Origin of the sequence: Psychromonas saccharinae (assembly GCF_051201515.1) — a bacterium.
In the GTDB taxonomy this organism is placed as follows: domain Bacteria; phylum Pseudomonadota; class Gammaproteobacteria; order Enterobacterales; family Psychromonadaceae; genus Psychromonas.
The window spans coordinates 1,142,058-1,160,894 of sequence record NZ_CP195153.1 but is presented as its reverse complement, the minus strand read 5'-3'; the positions used below and the strand labels follow the sequence as shown (position 1 = coordinate 1,160,894).

At 38.2% G+C, this 18,837-nt stretch carries 9 protein-coding genes; 2 read left to right on the top strand and 7 right to left on the bottom strand.

Annotated elements, in window-relative coordinates; all coding sequences use genetic code 11:
• Positions 1–153: 153 nt before the first annotated feature.
• From ACR30L_RS05140 to sseA, 5 genes are all read right to left on the bottom strand, one after another.
• Entirely contained in the window at positions 154–1,623 is a 1,470-nt protein-coding gene (locus ACR30L_RS05140) for a glutamate synthase subunit beta (protein WP_435236961.1), read from the bottom strand.
• A complete protein-coding gene (gene gltB, locus ACR30L_RS05135) occupies positions 1,623–6,140 on the bottom strand; it encodes a glutamate synthase large subunit (protein ID WP_435236960.1) in 4,518 nt (1,505 codons plus the stop codon). Before gltB ends, ACR30L_RS05140 begins: the two co-directional genes overlap by 1 nt.
• A 633-nt stretch (positions 6,141–6,773) precedes the next feature.
• Complete coding sequence (locus ACR30L_RS05130) at positions 6,774–8,315, bottom strand: HD domain-containing phosphohydrolase (RefSeq protein ID WP_435236959.1); 1,542 nt, start codon at positions 8,313–8,315, stop codon at positions 6,774–6,776.
• 218 nt (positions 8,316–8,533) lie between these two features.
• Positions 8,534–9,415 carry an HTH-type transcriptional activator IlvY gene (gene ilvY, locus ACR30L_RS05125; protein WP_435236958.1) on the bottom strand — a complete coding sequence of 294 codons (882 nt, stop codon included), beginning with the start codon at positions 9,413–9,415 and terminating at the stop codon, positions 8,534–8,536.
• Position 9,416: 1 nt separating this feature from the next.
• Complete coding sequence (sseA, locus tag ACR30L_RS05120) at positions 9,417–10,277, bottom strand: 3-mercaptopyruvate sulfurtransferase (RefSeq protein ID WP_435236957.1); 861 nt, start codon at positions 10,275–10,277, stop codon at positions 9,417–9,419.
• A 219-nt stretch (positions 10,278–10,496) separates the two neighbouring features.
• Here sseA and ilvC point away from each other — a divergent pair, with 219 nt between their 5' ends.
• A complete protein-coding gene (gene ilvC / locus ACR30L_RS05115; protein WP_435236956.1) occupies positions 10,497–11,978 on the top strand; it encodes a ketol-acid reductoisomerase in 1,482 nt (493 codons plus the stop codon).
• A gap of 294 nt (positions 11,979–12,272) precedes the next feature.
• Here ilvC and ACR30L_RS05110 read toward each other — a convergent pair whose 3' ends face one another.
• Positions 12,273–12,896: a MarC family protein gene (locus tag ACR30L_RS05110; RefSeq protein WP_435236955.1), complete on the bottom strand. Its 624-nt coding sequence runs from the start codon at positions 12,894–12,896 to the stop codon at positions 12,273–12,275.
• A 159-nt stretch (positions 12,897–13,055) separates the two neighbouring features.
• On the opposite strand from ACR30L_RS05110, the gene tcdA reads away from it, so the two are divergent.
• Positions 13,056–13,829, top strand: a complete 774-nt coding sequence (gene tcdA / locus ACR30L_RS05105; RefSeq protein ID WP_435236954.1) for a tRNA cyclic N6-threonylcarbamoyladenosine(37) synthase TcdA — start codon at positions 13,056–13,058, stop codon at positions 13,827–13,829.
• 57 nt (positions 13,830–13,886) lie between these two features.
• Here the strand turns inward: tcdA and ACR30L_RS05100 are convergent, their stop codons facing one another.
• Complete coding sequence (locus ACR30L_RS05100) at positions 13,887–18,671, bottom strand: NAD-glutamate dehydrogenase (protein ID WP_435236953.1); 4,785 nt, start codon at positions 18,669–18,671, stop codon at positions 13,887–13,889.
• Positions 18,672–18,837: the final 166 nt, after the last annotated feature.

Sequence of the window (18,837 nt, the reverse complement as noted above, 5' to 3'; positions counted from 1 at the left end):
GGCATAAATAAGGTAATAAGCGGATTGAATATATGCCTAATTCACCTCTATAACATCAATATTAAAGGAAAATTGGGCATACCGTTAAACGAAAAAACCCCAACTCCAATAAGGAGCGGGGTTCAAATTTTAACGAATTGTAAAACTTAAAAATTAATTAGACAACATTAATGAACTATTAATTGATTCTAAGTTTGTTGCACCGGTTAGATATGAGTCGATTGCACGTGAAGCTTCACGACCTTCATTAATACAACGAACAACTAATGATTGTCCAGTACGCATATCACCCGCAGCAAAAACACCATTCTGATTAGTTTGGAAATCAGTTGTGTCAACATTACCACGATCATCAAGTGCAATATCAAGTTGCGCAAGCACTCCCGTAGGCTCAGGGTGTAAAAAGCCCATCGCAAGAAATGCTTTAGTACAAGGAATGCTACGTTCGCTACCTTCTATTTCTTTAAATTCAGGGCGTTGGCCTGGTTTTGCTGGTAACCATTCAATATCGGCAATCACTAACTCTTTGACATGACCATTTTCATCACCAATAAATTCTTTGGTTAAGATAGACCAATGACGATCAACACCTTCTTCATGAGAAGTGGTAGTTTTCAAAATCATTGGGTAAGTCGGCCATGGCATATTTGCAGTACGATGTTCCGGTGGAATAGGCATAATTTCCACTTGAGTAATACTTGCAGCACCATGACGGTTTGAAGTACCCACACAGTCTGAACCTGTATCACCACCACCAATAACAACAACGTGATCATCTTTAGCATGAATTTCTTCAGTTTTAAGATCCATGTTATTGGCACGACGGTTATTTTGCGCAAGGAATTCCATTGCAAAATGAACACCTTTTAATTCACGTCCAGGAATGGGTAAATCACGTGGTACCGTTGAGCCGCCAGTCAGTAAAACAACATCAAATTGCTTACGTAATTTCTTCGCATCAATATCAACACCAATATTAGCATTGGTTACCATTTTGATACCCGCAGCTTCCATTACCGCAATTTTACGGTCAATAATATCCATACCTAATTTAAAGTCAGGAATACCGAAACGCAGTAAACCACCCACTTTTTCATCACGTTCATAAACCGTCACACTGTGACCTGCGCTATTAAGTTGCTCTGCAGCCGCTAAACCAGCAGGACCACTACCGATAATAGCAACGGTTTTACCAGTACGTGTTTCTGGTATTTTAGGTTTTACATGACGATTTTTATACGCTTTTTCTACGATCGTTTTTTCGATATTACAAATCGTAATTGGATCTTGATTAATCCCTAACACACAAGATGTTTCACAAGGTGCTGGACATACACGACCGGTAAATTCTGGAAAGTTATTGGTTGAGCTTAAAATATTCCAAGCTTCTAACCAACTTTCGCGATAAACCGCATCATTAAAATCAGGGATTAAGTTACCAATCGGACAACCGTTGTGACAAAAAGGTACACCACAATCCATACAACGCGAAGCTTGATCACTAATTTTAGTGCCAAATTCTTCGTTTTGTACAAACTCTTTATTATTTTTAAGACGCTCGCTTACCGGTAATTTGCCCGGTAATTCACGGCCTAATTCTAAAAACCCAGTTGGTTTACCCATTATGCAGCTCCTTTAACACGAGCAGCTAACGCTGCTTTATAATCTCGTGGCATGACTTTAACTATTTGACGCAGATTTGCTTCCACATCAGCAAGGAATTCAGTTGCTCGATTCGACTCAGTTAACTCAAGATGTTTAGTTATTTTCTCAACCAATAAATCTTTATCAGCTTGCTCAAGAGGATCTAGGTCAACGAGTTCCATATTACATTTGCTTTCGAAACTATTATCTTGGTCCCAAATATAAGCAATACCACCACTCATACCTGCTGCAAAGTTACGACCAGTAGAGCCTAAGTTGATCATCAAACCACCGGTCATATATTCACAACCGTGATCACCAATACCTTCTACAACAACTTCAGCGCCAGAGTTACGAACACAGAAACGTTCACCAGCCATACCATTGATATATGATTCGCCAGAAGTCGCACCGTAGAAACAAACGTTACCAACAATAATATTATCTTTCGATACTAAGGTTGATTTTCTATAGGGATAAACCACAATTTGGCCACCCGATAAACCTTTACCCCAGTAATCGTTTGCATCGCCTTCAACGGTAAATTCAACACCTTTAGCCAAGAAACAACCAAATGATTGGCCTGCACTACCGGTAAATTTAACCTGCATTGGTTTAGGAAGCCCTTCACCAAAGTAGACTTTAGATATTTCATTCGACAACATCGTGCCACAGCTACGATCCGTATTGAGAATTTCAAACTCACCACTAACTGCTTCACCATTTTCAAGAGCAGGTCTCGCTAACGCAATCAGTTTTCTATCTAGGATTGCATCAAGATTATGATTTTGTTTAACTTGGTTAAATAAACCATCTTCTTTCTTCGGCGTCTCTTTAAACAGAATCGTACTTAAATCGATATTTTTATATTTCCAATGCTTAATATCTTTACGTACTTGTAAGCTTTGAGATTGTCCAACCATTTCATTAATAGTTGCATAACCTAATTCAGCCATACGCTCACGTAAACCTTGCACCATAAATTGGAAGAAGGTAACAACATCTTCAACACGACCATCAAAACGTTGACGTAACGTTTTATTCTGTGTTGCGATACCAACAGGACAAGTATTGAGGTGACACTTACGCATCATAATACAACCTTCAACGACCAAGGCAGCCGTTGCTACGCCCCATTCTTCAGCCCCTAATAACGTCGCAACTGTTAAGTCACGTGGGGTTTTCATTTGACCATCCGCCTGTACAACAATACGATTACGTAAACCATTTTTCAGTAGCGTTTGATGCGTTTCTGCTAATCCAAGTTCCCATGGTAAACCGGCATGACGAAGTGATGAAAGCGGAGATGCCCCCGTACCACCATCAAAACCAGCAATCAAAACCACATCGGCTTTAGCTTTACAAACACCGGTTGCGATTGTACCAACACCCGCTTCAGATACTAACTTCACGTTAACACGACCTTTACGGTTCGCATTTTTCAAATCGAAAATCAGCTGTGCTAAATCTTCAATTGAGTAAATATCGTGATGTGGAGGTGGTGAAATAAGACCAACCCCAGGAGTCGAGTGACGTGTACGACCAATCCAATCATCGACTTTATAGCCAGGTAATTGTCCGCCCTCACCGGGTTTTGCGCCCTGCGCCATTTTGATTTGGATCTCATCGGCATTGGTTAAGTAATAAGACGTTACACCGAAACGACCAGAAGCAACCTGTTTAATAGCAGAGCGCTCCCAATCACCGTTTTCTTTTGGTAAGAAACGTACGGGATCTTCACCACCTTCACCGGAATTCGATTTAGCACCGATTCGGTTCATTGCAATAGCAAGTGTTGAATGCGCTTCGTGGGAGATAGAACCAAAGCTCATCGCCCCTGTTGCAAAGCGTTTCAATATATTTTCAGCAGGTTCAACGTCATCGATAGAAATCGCACCATTTTTATTCGGCACAAATTCAAACTGACTACGCAATGTAACAGCATCATCAGCTTGTTTATCAACCGCCTCACAATACGCTTTAAATTGTTCGTAATTTTTATTACGTGTCGAACCTTGCAACAATGGAATAGTTGTTGGATTAAATAGATGTTTTTCGCCGCGTTGTTTCCATTGGTAAATGCCACCAACATCAAGTTGATTAACTGGAATTTCACGTAGTGGATAAGCAAAACGGTGACGAATTAACGTTTCTTTTGCAATATTATCAATCGTTAACCCTTGGATACGTGTTACCGTTCCTTTGAAGTATTGATCAACAACGGATTTACTAATACCTAGTGCTTCAAAAATTTGTGCACCTTGATATGACTGAATCGTCGAAATCCCCATTTTTGAGAATATTTTCAACAGCCCAGCATCAATTGCTTTTTTGTAGTGAGAGAAAATATCACTAACAGATTTATCAACCGGTAAGCGTTTTTTAGCTTTCAGGTCAACAATCATTTCTTCAATTAAGTATGGGTTAATCGCAGATGCGCCGTAACCAATTACCGTTGCGAAATGGTGTGTCTCACGTACATCGCCAGTTTCAACAACGATATCACATAATGCACGCAAGCCTTTACTGATTAAGTAATGATGAACAGCCCCTGTAATTAACATCGCAGGAATAGCAGCATGTTCTGATGTAGCATTACGATCCGAAAGAATAATAATCGAGTAACCATCGTGAATAGCATCTTCTGCATAGCGACAAATACGCTTTAACGCTCTTTCTAAACGTCCAGGCATACCATCACCTTTGAATAAAATATCCAAGGTTTTTGCTTGAAGATGAGAGTTATCTAATGCATTAATTTTTTCAAGCTCGGCATTACTCAATACAGGTGATTTTAACTCAACTTTATGACAGTGCTCTGGCGTTTCAGTTAGTAGATTCTGATCTTGACCTAAATAGGTTTTCAGTGACATCACCATGCGCTCACGAATCGGATCGATTGGTGGGTTTGTCACCTGTGCAAACAACTGTTTGAAGTAGTGAGATAAATGCTGTGATTGGTGAGAAAGTACAGCAAGTGGCCAATCGGCACCCATTGAACCTAATGGCTCTTTACCGTCTGTAAACATCGGAAGCACTATATCGTTCACTTCTTCAAAGCTCACGCCAAATGCCTGTAGACGTCTGAGTAAATGACCGTCAGCAGGTTGAAGATTACGTTCTAACGCAGCGGGTAATTCTTCCAATTTAACTAAGTTATTTTCTAACCAAGTTTCATAGGGTTGTTGTGCAGCAATCGTATCTTTTACTTCAGCATCTGAAATGATACGGCCCTGTTCAAGGTCAGCAACAAAAATACGTCCAGGTTGTAAACGACCTCGGTATTCAATATTCTCAGGTGCAACATTCACCACACCACTTTCTGATGCCATGATTAAGAAGTCATCTTTAGTGACACAGTAACGCGAAGGACGAAGTCCATTACGGTCAAGTGTAGCACCAACTTGTACACCGTCGGTGAAACAAACAGAAGCAGGGCCATCCCAAGGTTCCATGATATTTGCATGGTATTGGTAGAATGCACGACGCGTCGGATCCATGGTTTTATTTTCTTGCCATGCTTCCGGTATCATCATCATTAATGCATGCGGTAAACTACGACCAGAAAGTACTAACAACTCTAATGCCATATCAAAACTTGCAGAGTCAGACATACCATCGGTACAAATTGGCATTAACATGCTTAATTCTTCGCGGGTAAAAAATTCCGCTTCAAGCAATGCTTCACGTGCTTTCATCCAGTTAATATTACCGCGAACCGTGTTGATTTCGCCGTTATGTGCAATATAACGGAAAGGTTGCGCTAAACGCCAGCGAGGGAATGTATTCGTAGAAAAACGAGAATGCACCAATGCAAGCGCAGTTACCATTGAAGGATTTTGTAAATCTAAAAAGTACTGAGGAACCTGCTCAGTAGTTAACTGACCTTTATAAACAATCGTTTTATACGAGAATGTATTGATATAAAACTGATCTTCAATACCTGCAACAGACTGTAAACAGATACGTACAGAATAGTTACGAAGAATAAAGAGTTTACGCTCTAATACATCGGGATCCATATCATCACCACCCGTGACAAACATATGCTCACATTGTGGTTCTGTAACTAAAGGATCGGCACCTAACATTGAATTATCAACGGGAAGTACGCGATAACCAATGACTTCAAGACCTAAGCGTTCTGCATTACGCTCTAAAATTTCACGACATTCAGCACGTTGGTTTGCATCCTTTGGAAACAGGATTGTCCCTACACCATATTTATCAAACTCAGGTAAAGTAATACCTTGTTTAAGCGCCTCAATAACTAAAAACTCATGCGGTTTTTGTAATAAAATCCCCGCACCGTCACCACTACATGGATCGCAACCTTGTCCGCCTCGGTGCTCCATACGTGCAAGCATGTCTAATGCTTGAGTCACAATTTTATGCGATTTACTATTTTTAAGGTGTGCAACGAAACCGATACCGCAGGCATCATGCTCCATTTCTGGCACATAAAGGCCTTGAGCGCTTTGCTCTTTATTAGTCATAAACATGTCCTTCAAGATAAAACAGGAAAGTTAACTTCACTGCTTCCATTCTAGTGTTTCAAAATGCTATATACAGCCTGTTGATTTTAAAGAACAAAACAACAGACAAGTCACTTTACATTTGTGGTAAAAAGAAAACTCTTCATTAAAATTAAGGTTTAACAGGGGGTTTCCTTGGTCAAGAAATAAGGTGTGTACTATCCATAGTAAGCACTTGGTGCATAAGCCGACTTTCTTAACTAGCCTATCAAAGAGGCATAATTTTGAAAACATTCTACCGCTTAAAACGCATAAAATCCAATTTTCTTGATTTTATGGTCCAGTTATAATCAGAAGCTTCTCACATTATATGTATGACAAATAGTTATTTTATTTAAAAATTACTTTTTAGCACAAAAACCAGTCATTTATTGATAAAAACACGAAATTTCAATGGGGCCAATATACAAAAAAGTGACAAAATAGAATGGATGATAACTCATAATTAGCTTGCATTATGTACAATAAACATGAAATATAAATTACCCTCTGTGAATTTATATTCACTTAAAGTAATTTTTTATTCTTTCAAAGGCCATTTTAAAAGTAAGGGATATTGCGTTAACTATTACTAAATAAACGACTTTATAAATTTTAATCTGGATAGGATTGTTTAATTTTAGTGAAAAGATCATAGTTATCGACGAATAATGTCACTAAGTGCGGATCAAGGTGATTCCCCGACAGCGCATTAATACTTTCTTTGACTTCATCAAGTGGCCACGCATCTTTATAAACACGTTTACTGGATAATGCATCAAATACATCTGCTAAGGCAGTGATCCGACCTTCAATACTTATTTCCTGTTGTTTTTTCCCATTAGGATAACCTGAACCATCCCACATTTCGTGATGATCGAGTGCTAATTTGGCTGCCATTTTAATAATCGAATTATCAATTCCATTTAAAATATCCCAGCCTTTAATGACATGCTCCTTCATTAGCGTCCATTCTTCCGCATTTAAACGGCCTTGTTTTTTTAAAATATGGTCAGGCACCCCGACTTTACCAACATCATGAAGCTGTGCAGCTAAACGAATTTGTTCCGCAAAATAATGACTCTCTCCATTTAATAATGCGAGCTGTTTCGCATACTGACCAACTCTCACAACATGTGCACCTGTTTCTTTGGAATGCGATTCCATGGTGCCACCCATTAATGTAATTGCTAATTCTTGGGTTTCTTGAAAAGCATTTGCTAATAATAAATTTTCGTAACTTAATAAAACATTACGAAGAAAAAGATCAATTAAACCAACTTCTTCCGTATCTAAAACGTCATCACTTTTAAACGCGAAAATTGTTTCATACCCACGTTCTGAATGATGAAAATAAACATAGTATAAATCTTCATGAAAATTCTCTTTTACTTCAATAGCGTGTTTAAAAAGTTTGCGTTCATAGTCCGGCAAATCATCTAATTCACTATGAACTAAAATTTGTACATCGGAAGCTTTAGCAGAAAACATATTCAACTTATCTTCCATTTTTGAAATAGCAAAGGCCTCAGAAGATTCAACTAACATTTTTGATGTTGTTATATTTAACACTAACTTTATTTGCGCTAATACAGCCCCTGCAAAGTCAAATAAATCACCTATGCTACTTACATTCGCGATTGACTCAATGACTTGCTCTAAAATTTCACGGTGTTTCTGTAATTGACAAATGTCTCGGTAGGCGCGCAAGGAAGTAAAAAATGTGGATTCTAAATGCTCTTTACGTAATTCAGTTTTATTACGATAACCATCAATATCAAAATCACGAATCACACTATGTTCAGGGGCAAGCCCAGGTTGTCCGGTTCTAAGAATAATACGGGTATAACTATTTTTTAAATCTTGACGAATATACTTGGCAAGATCTAATCCGGCATAATCAGTCTCCATAACAACATCGAGCAAAATCAAAGAAAAATGGTTACTCCCCTGTAAAATTTTCTTTGCTTCGAGAGCTGAATATGCACTAAAAAAACACATTTTTTTTCGCTCAAAGACAAAGTCTTTCATCGCTAATTTTGTTACCGTATGAATATCTTCTTCATCGTCAACAATCAATATATTAGTGTAATCTTCGTTTTCAATTAAATTAGCATCTATATTTTTATCGTTATCATCTTCTATAAGCCAATCCATAATATTCCTTGTCAACAGTCAGATTCACACATTGTTTGTATTGCAAGCATAGCGGATAAAAATGCTTTTTATAAAGATCAACACAGCATAGGGTAAATGTAAAATAATTGTAGAAATTATAGTTGGTAATTTAAGTTATATTTCACAAAAACACATTAACATCATAAAAACATGATTTATCTGCCTGAATGCCGCGCAATGCGAATCAAACCAAATGCTTAATTTTTAACACAACTAATAAATGCACTGATTAAAGGTTCGTTTGCACGGGTTTTATAACAACATATTCCTAAATCAAATGATTGCAATGCCGTTGGTGTTTTTAATTTCCGCACTCTATCTCTTACTGGACTATTTTCCATCACAACATCGGGTGTAATGCCAACACCGCATCCTAATGCCACCATGCTGATTAACGCTTCGTGCCCAGCAACAATGCCATAAATAAAAGGTTTACCGACTTTTAGTTGACGATACCAAATATCAAAACGATGACGCACAGCGCCATGCTCAGGCAAAATAAAAGGTACTTTTTTCCAATCAACTTTTGGTTGTTTAATCTGCTGTGTTACAGAGCAAGGTATCACAGGCCCAATTAATGATAAGGGTATTTCAGCCAATTGAATAAAACGTAAACGCGCAGGGAATGCTTCCGGATAAGCTGTAATTGCAAAATCAACCTGATGCTCTAACACTTGCTCGACGGCTACTGCACTATCTCCGGTAATCAGTTTTATTTCAACCTGAGGGTGTAATTGACGAAAACGTTCAAGAATCGGTGGTAAATGACTATAAGCAGCAGTAACGGAACAATATAAATTAATTTTCCCCTGCAATTCACTTTTATTTTGTTTTACCGCATTCTTTAATAATTGCCACTGTTCAAGCTGCTGTTGGGCAAATAATTTAAACATAACACCAGCATCGGTCAGCATAACAGATCGATTATCACGATTTAATAAACACACATCCATCTCTTCTTCAATTCGTTGGATACAACGACTTAATGTTGACGGACTAACATGTTTGGCCTGCGCCGTTTTAGAAAAGTGCAGGCTATTTGCTAAATGTAAAAATAGATCAAGCGATTTTATATCCATATTAACTCACAACGGGTAGCTCATCAGAAGCACCCCATTCAGTCCATGAACCATCATAAACTGAAATATCTTTATAACCGGCCAAAGTAGCACCTAAGGCTAAAATACAAGCAGTAACGCCCGATCCACAACTAAATACAAGCCCATTATTTTTATCTTTAGGCGCAATCGTTTCAAAAATAGCGGCCAATTGATAAGCTTCATTCATTTTTTGCTCGGACAATAAATCAGAGAAAGGTAAATTTTTAGCACTTGGCATATGCCCTGAACGCATACCTTCTCGCGGTTCAGGCTCCTGCGCTAAAAAACGCCCTGGTGATCGCGCATCAATAATGATTCGTTCATCATCTTGAGTTGCCTTAAGTACTTCTTTTGAATCACAAAATAACGTTTGCTTTTGATTCGCAATAAAATCACCTTTAATAATCGGCTTAGCCAACGGCCCGCTTTCTATAGGCAGTGATTTTGATTTCCATGTGGGTAATCCACCATCAAGTACAGCAACATTTTCTGCGCCCATCGCCTTCAACATCCACCAAACACGTGGACTAGAGAATATACCAAGGCTATCGTAAACCACTATAATACTGTCGTTATTAATACCTAACTCCTGTGCCGATGTTTGAAAATCATCACTACAGGGCATCATATGTGGTAGATCAGTGTTATGCAGGCATATTTCACGATGAAAATCGAAAAAAACAGCCCCAGGAATACGTACATCAAGCCATTCAGCATGACCATCACGATCAACACCAGGCATAAAAAAACTAGCATCTAATAATACTAAGTCTGGATGATTTAGATTTTCATACAACCAATCAACCGACACTAATTCACTAGGTAATGTTAATGAAGTCATGTTATTTCCTTAAAAAGTTAAGCATTTAATATTGAATATAAGCTTGCGTTTTTTGCAATGTGACATTGCCAATATATCATTTTGCGCAATATTGATTATACGTTATAGTATTCAGCGAAAATTAAAAGCAATTTACTTGCTTTATAGTAATTTCGTTAACTCGGTTTTATTTTAACGATTTTATTACTAACCCTATAACTATATTTGGAGTGTCACTCAATGGCTAACTACTTTAATACCCTTCCTCTACGTGAGAAATTACATCAACTAGGTCAGTGTCGTTTTATGGATCGCAGCGAATTTTTAGACGGTTGTGAATTTATTAAAGGTTGGAAAATTGTTGTCATTGGTTGTGGTGCTCAAGGTCTTAACCAAGGTTTAAATATGCGTGATTCAGGTTTAGATATCTCTTACGCATTACGTGATGCTGCGATTGCAGAAAAACGTCAGTCTTACCACAATGCAAAAGATAACGGTTTTGTTGTTGATACTTACGAAAATCTTATCCCAACTGCAGACCTAATTCTTAACCTAACGCCTGATAAACAACACACTAACGTTGTTAACACCGTAATGCCAATGATGAAAGAAGGCGCAACACTGTCTTACTCACATGGCTTTAATATCGTTGAAGAAGGCACACAAATCCGTGAAGATATCACTGTTATCATGGTTGCTCCTAAATGTCCTGGTACTGAAGTACGTGAAGAATACAAACGTGGATTCGGTGTACCAACACTGATCGCTGTTCACCCTGAAAACGACCCTAAAGGCCAAGGTCTTGCTATTGCTAAAGCTTACGCAAGTGCAACCGGTGGTGATCGTGCAGGTGTATTAATGTCTTCTTTCGTTGCTGAAGTAAAATCAGACCTTATGGGTGAGCAAACTATCCTTTGTGGTATGTTACAAACGGGTGCAATCCTAGGTTACGAAAAAATGGTAGCCGATGGTTTAGAACCAGGTTATGCATCTAAACTAATCCAATACGGTTGGGAAACAGTAACAGAAGGTCTTAAATACGGCGGTATCACTAACATGATGGATCGTCTATCTAACCCTGCTAAAATCAAAGCTTACGATATGTCTTTAGAACTTAAAGAAATTCTACGTCCATTATTTAACAAACACATGGATGACATCATTGAAGGTGAATTCTCTAAAACAATGATGGAAGATTGGGCAAACGGCGATAAAAACCTACTTAAATGGCGTGCAGCAACATCTGAAACTGGTTTTGAAAAACAACCGGCTGGCGACATGGAAATCCATGAACAAGAATTCTACGACAATGGTATCTTCCTTGTAGCAATGATTAAAGCCGGTGTTGAATTAGCATTTGAAGCAATGACTGCATCGGGTATTATTGCTGAATCTGCATACTACGAATCACTACATGAAACACCATTAATCGCGAATACTATCGCACGTAAAAAACTTTACGAAATGAATGTTGTTATCTCTGATACTGCAGAATATGGTTGTTACTTATTTGACCACGCAGCAAAACCACTACTTGCAGATTACGTTAAAGCAATGAGTCCTGAAATGTTAGGTAAACCACTAACAGTTGCTTCTAACTCTGTTGATAACGCACGTTTAATTGAAGTTAATGAAGCGCTACGTTCTCACCCAGTAGAAATAGTAGGTAAAAAACTACGTGGCTACATGACTGATATGAAAACTATCGTTGAAGCAAACTAAGAAAGCAGTTTTTAGCTGTCAGCGATCAGCTGTCAGATAAAAGCAATATGCTGAATTGAGCCAAGGTTTACACCTTGGCTTTTTTGTATCTGCGATTAGCTTTGGGCTGCGAGTTTCGAGCGGCGAAAACATAAATGATTAGCGTCGAGTTGTGAGTCTCGGGCTACGAAAACATAAAGTGATTAGCATCGAGCCACGAGTCTCGGGCTGCAAAAACATAAGTGATTAGCGGCGAACTTCGAGGCTCGCCACTCGAAGCTCAAATCTAACAACAATCAGCGGTCAATAAAGAATCTAATGACTTGCTTCAAGAAAGGTTGGCACTAATGCAACCAGTCCATCGATAAACATCTGTACAGACATTATAAGCAGTAGCATCCCCATTAAACGCTCGAGGGCCGTTAACCCTTTTTCTTTTAGAACACTATATAAATAGGGAGAAAAGAGTAATACCGCCGCTGCCAATACCCAAGCGAGTAATAATGAGAGAAATAAACTCCCCGTATGTTCGGCATTGGTTTTTGCTAATACAAGCAATGTTGCTAACGCAGCAGGGCCTGCAATCATAGGTACTGCGATAGGCACAACTAAAGGTTCATCGCCTTTTTTAGTCACAAACACATCACCACCATTCGGATCGGGAAATATCATTTTTAAGGAAATAGCAAAAAAGATAATTCCCCCCGCAATCGTAATCGATGGTGCTTTTAAATGGAATAAACTAAGAAATTGCTCACCAAAAAACAAGAACACAATAAGAATCAATAATCCAATCACCATCTCGCGAATAATAATTTTTGATCGTCTACTTTTATCAATATTTTTTAAAATACTTAATAACAATGGAATATTGCCAAGAGGATCAAGAATAAAAAAGATAAGTATCGCAGTTGAAAATATTGGGAATGTAGTTTCCATCTAAAAAGCCCTCTCAGGTAAAAGAATATAGCCGGCATTGTAAGTTTTTAAACTTAAAGGGCAATGCCTTTCACACTAAAGAATTAAATAATCCAGTTTAGTACACTCGTATTTTCATTCATATTCGGTATAATTCCGCGCTTAATTTAGGAGCACACTATGTCAAATTATGAAAATCGCTTTGGCGGTATTAAACGCTTGTATGGCAGCAATGCAGTTGCAAAGTTTAAAGATAGTCATGTCTGTGTAATTGGTATAGGCGGTGTAGGCTCATGGGTTGCTGAGGCACTAGCACGTTCAGGTATTGGTGAATTGACATTAATAGATATGGACGATATCTGTGTTACCAATACCAATCGTCAGGTGCATGCCTTAAGTGATACCGTTGGGGAGATGAAAATTGAAGCAATGGCCAATCGTTGCCGTCAAATTAATCCTGAAATTAACGTGAACATCATCGATGACTTTATCGATAAAGAAAATTGTTTTGATTATTTATCGGATCAATTCGATTATATATTTGATGCCATTGACAGCATCAAAGCAAAGGTTGCATTAATTGCCCATTGCAAACGCAATAAATATCCATTACTAACCAGTGGTGGCGCAGGCGGGCAAATTGATCCGACCCAAATCCAAGTAGCAGATTTATCGCGTACCATACAAGATCCACTTGCTGCAAAAGTACGTTCAGAACTTCGCCGTTCCTATAATTTCTCTAAAAATCCAAAACGTAAATTCCGAATTGACTGTGTTTATTCAACAGAGCAATTGCGTTATCCGGACTTGAATGGAGAGGTTTGTTCTGAAAAAGCACAATCCGATGGTAATATGAAAATGGATTGTGCCAGTGGTTTTGGTGCATCAACAATGGTAACAGCGAGCTTTGCCTTTGTGGGTGTTGCATTTATTTTGAATAAGCTTATCAAATAACTTAAACCATATCGCGACGAAGATTGTGCTTCGCCGCTTCTGATCGTTGCTTATTGATTAACTACTAGATAGATCCAATAGTTCTCGTAGTGCTACCTGACACATACTAAATTCAGGACTGACTACTGCAGATAATGAATCAGCCATTCGTACCCAACGCTCAACCAAGCTGAAATGCTGTGCTTCCCAATCGGCATAAGCTTGATTAATATCATCACCGTTCATTGTTTGTAACACAACTTGGGTAATGCGTTTATGCTGCCATTCTAAATCGTCAAACATGGACTCTTTTGCTAATGATTGCCAATGTGTGTCAACGGGTAACATATTTAATTGTTGCGAGGTTTTGAATAACTTCAATTTATCGGCAACTAAGAAATGTACCTTCGCAGCTACCTGTGTATCAACATCCAATTTATGCGCAACTGAAATAATACCCAACAAAGAATAAATAGCATCAATACTCGTCACTCTATCGGCAGTCACCTGCGGGACATTTGCGTCGGTTAATGAATGAATACGTTTATCTCTATAATCAAATACTTTGCCAACAAGTATGGTTTCGATATTTTTAACAAAGACTTGTACCGCACCTTGATATTTCGTAATGAGTCCACCAGCCGATAAATCTTCTCGATGGTTACGAATTAGCCAACGCGTTGCATTAGCAATGGTACTTTGTAACTTAAAGACCAAGTCACTTTGTATCTGATAATCGACTTGATTATCTAATGACTCAATTTGCTCGAGTATGTCATCTAATTCAAAAATATCACGTGCTGCAACCCAAGCCTGACTCAACTCTAGGAAGGAACAACCTGAACTATCCATTATTTGATGCGCAAAAGTCGTTCCCATAATATTAAATAAATCATTACTTATTTGGGTCGCGACTATTTCATTGATTAAAGAATGCGCCTCTATTTCACTTTTATAGCTTTTCACCAACATACTTGGGAATATTTTATTGGCTTCACCAAGTAAGTACGGGTCCTCGGTCACGTTAGCATCCACTAAGGCTTGTTTAAGTTCTATTTTCGCATAGGAAAGTAAAACTGAAATAGTTGGACGACTTAACCCTTTTTCGTAGTTTTTCCGTTTACTTAATTGCTCATCCGTAGGGACAAATTCTAAGGCACGATTCAGTTTGCCTTTTGATTCAAGTGTATTAATTAATCGACGGTATTCTTCAATGCGTTGATAACTTTCAATAAATGAATTACTCACCGATTGTGCTTGGCGGTAATTATTTTTTAACACTAAATCTCCTACTTGGTCAGTCATTTTACCTAACCATTGATTACGTTGCTTGACGGTTAAATCGCCCTTCGCCACCAACTTATCAAGCAAGATCTTAATATTCACTTCTAAATCTGAACAGTTGACACCAGCAGCATTATCAAGTGCATCGGTAAAACACAATCCATTATTCTGTGAAAATTCAATCCGAGAACGCTGCGTAAAACCAAGGTTCCCCCCTTCTCCAATTACAGAGCAACGCAACGCATTTGCATTGATTCGTACGCTATCATTGCTTTTATCACCTGCATCGGCATCGGTCTCTGTACTCGCTTTAACGTAAGTACCAATCCCACCATTCCATAACAAATCAACTTTCGCCTTCAATAACAGGCTAATTAACTCATTTGGGGTAACTTTCTTATCTACAATATCAAAACGTTGCGCCATTTCAGGCGTCACCGTTATGGACTTCAAGGCGCGATCAAACACACCACCGCCTTTAGAAATTAATGATTTATCATAATCATCCCACCCCGTTCGTGGTGTTTCAAATAAACGTAAGCGTTCTTGATAATTAGCGTGTAAATCAAGCGGTGTAGGATCGATAAAGATATGACGATGATTAAATGCCCCGACTAATACTATATGCTCAGAACGCAACATGCCATTACCAAATACATCACCGGCCATATCGCCGATACCAACAACAGTAAATGACTGTTTCTGAACATCAATCGCTAGCTCACGGAAATGGCGCTGTACACTCATCCAAGCACCACGAGCCGTAATGCCCATTTTTTTATGGTCATAACCGTTACCACCACCAGAAGCAAAGGCGTCGTTTAACCAGAAATCTCTTTGTATTGCTAACTCATTGGCGATATCAGAAAAAGTCGCCGTCCCTTTATCTGCAGCGACAACAAAATAAGGATCGTCTCCGTCATAGCGCACAACATCAACAGGAGGTACTATTTTGCCATGAGAAAGATTATCGGTAATATCTAACAATGCGCTAATGAAAATTTTATAGCAGCTAATCCCTTCCTTCATCATAGCTTCGCGATCCATTGTCGGGACTATATTTTTCGCAACAAATCCGCCCTTCGCACCAACCGGTACGATAACCGCATTTTTAACTTGCTGTGCTTTCACTAACCCCAATATTTCAGTACGGAAATCTTCACCACGATCTGACCAACGTAAGCCACCTCGGGCGACTTTTCCTCCTCGTAAGTGCGTTCCTTCAAGTCGAGGCGAATAAACAAATATTTCATACATTAACCTCGGTAGCGGCATCTCTGTGATTTTGTCATGTGCCACTTTGAAGCTAATAAAGGGTTTGTTTTTACCATCAACTTGCTGAAAGTAGTTACTCCGTTGTGTTGCCATTATAAGTTCAATGTACTTACGAAGTACCCTGTCTTCATTAAGATTAGTGACTTGATTTAAAGTCTCTAAAATACTTTCTTGGAGTTTTTCTTGCTTAGATACATTTTGATCTTGCTTCGGATCAAAACGTAATTTAAATAATGCAACGATATCTTGGGTTAATTCACTATGATTTAATAATGTATTTGCAATTCCTTTTTCACCAAAACCAAAGCGTAATTGTTTTAGGTATTTAGCATAGGCACGTAACATACTAATATCGCGCCACGCTAATCCTGCCCCAAGAATTAATTTATTAAAGGAATCGTTCGCTGCACAGCCATACCAGATAGATAAAAAAGCATCGCTAAAACGTTCACGGTAATCGTTGGGATCGATATTATTCATATTCCCGTACAATAACGTAAAGTCGTACAACCAGAATATGCTTTTACCCGATAATGCTATTTTGTAGGGATATTCTTCAGCAACTTTTAATCCCATATTTTCTAAAATAGGAATAATATCCGATAACAATAATGCCCCATCTTGATGGAATAGTTTTAACTTCAACTCACTGTTATTGACTTCATTGGAACGATAAAAATGTAATGCCATTGAATGTTCTGTTTTCGCATACAAACATTCAATGCGTTCAATATCTGCAACGGCAACGCGAGCACTAAACGTATCTTGATAATTAATTGGAAAAGCACTGCAATATTTTTTACTGAGTTGGTTACCTTTTTCTTCACCACAATGATCGACTAAAGACGCCTGTAAATCATCATCCCATCGACGAATTAATTGATTCATTCGTGCTTCAATTGCCTGCACTTCTAATTTATTTTCAGCAGATTGTTGTAATCGAAAAACAATACGTAGACGCGCGAGGTTTGATTCACTAAGAAATACTTGAAAATCACGATCATTTACATCTAAAGTACGGCAAATTAATTCTTCAAAACTTAATCTTACCCGAGTGTTATAAACATCACGAGGGACATATAAACTTGCAATTACAAATTGTTTATTCGCTTCATTACGTAAGAATAATTTTAAATTTTTACGTTCCTGAGCGTACAACACCTCAATGACATCATTTAGTAATGTTTGCTCATCGCATAGTAATAAATCTTCAAGTGGATAGGTGTAAAGAATCTGTGCCAACTCTTTGTAATAATGACTATCATGACTATAGCCCGATTGTGCTAATACATTTGTCAACTTATCAGCCACAATCGGCACATTGGCAGGAGATCCACCGTAAACAGCGGCCGTATATAAACCAATGAAACGGAACCCAGAAACCAACTCTCCTTTTTCATTAAAACGTTTAACATAAACAACATCAGGGTGCGCCAAACGATGTACCATGGCGCGCTTATAGGATTTACTGAAGTGAATAAGAGAGGTTTCTTGAAGTACGGCAATATCTTCAAATTGCCATTCAGGAGTAATAAAGTCAGGCTGTTTTAACAACCCTAAACGACTATTTTCAACGGTTTTAATTTGATTGTTTTCAATGGTGAATTGTTCACAACCAATAAAAATAAAGTTTGAATCCAATAACCATGTTAAATACCCTTGTTGAGCAGCCAAATCGGAAATATGTTGATTAAATTTATCACTTTTACTGTATTTCACCCCATCCTTTAGCTTTTTAGTAATAGGTAAATAATCATCAACAACCAAGCTTACGTTCTCAAGTGCTTGCTGTATTTTTATTTTTATCTCTTCACAATCCACCTTCGATGTCGTTTTATCTATTTCAAAATAAAGTAATAATTCATCGGCACTATTTGCATCAAAAGAGCTTAATTTACCGGCTTTTGTTCGCTCTATTGACATTTCGCTATAAAAAATACGATGTATTTTGATGTTTTGAGCATTAATAATAAGTTGTAACGTATCAATAACAAAGGGTGTATTGCGACATACAACACTGATCAGTGTATGGGGAGATTGCCATTCATCTTGTTCAACATCCGGATTAAATACTTCCACCTTTGCTTGTATAGATTTCCATTGTTGCACTTCACGCCATAAGCACACGGTGAGCCCCACCAAATCAGCGGGTGTCATGCTGGTTAAATCACCGACGGCTACATTACGATAGGCGATTGAAATAAACTGCTGTAATGATTTTTGAGCACGATCTGAAACATCATTTTTAAGCTGGGAGAAAATCTGTTCTAAAATATCACTTTTTTGATTGAGCGTTGAAACCATCGTTCACCTCTTCCCGATAAAGTATAAAGGCCTGTTGTACTTTTTCATTTGCATCCGTTAAAAGGCAAACCAGAAAGCACAAAGCCCCCTTGATTAATAAATCATAGTATTTCTAAATAATGTACTTAGCATAAACTGCTTCTTAGTATAAAAATCCAACCCAATG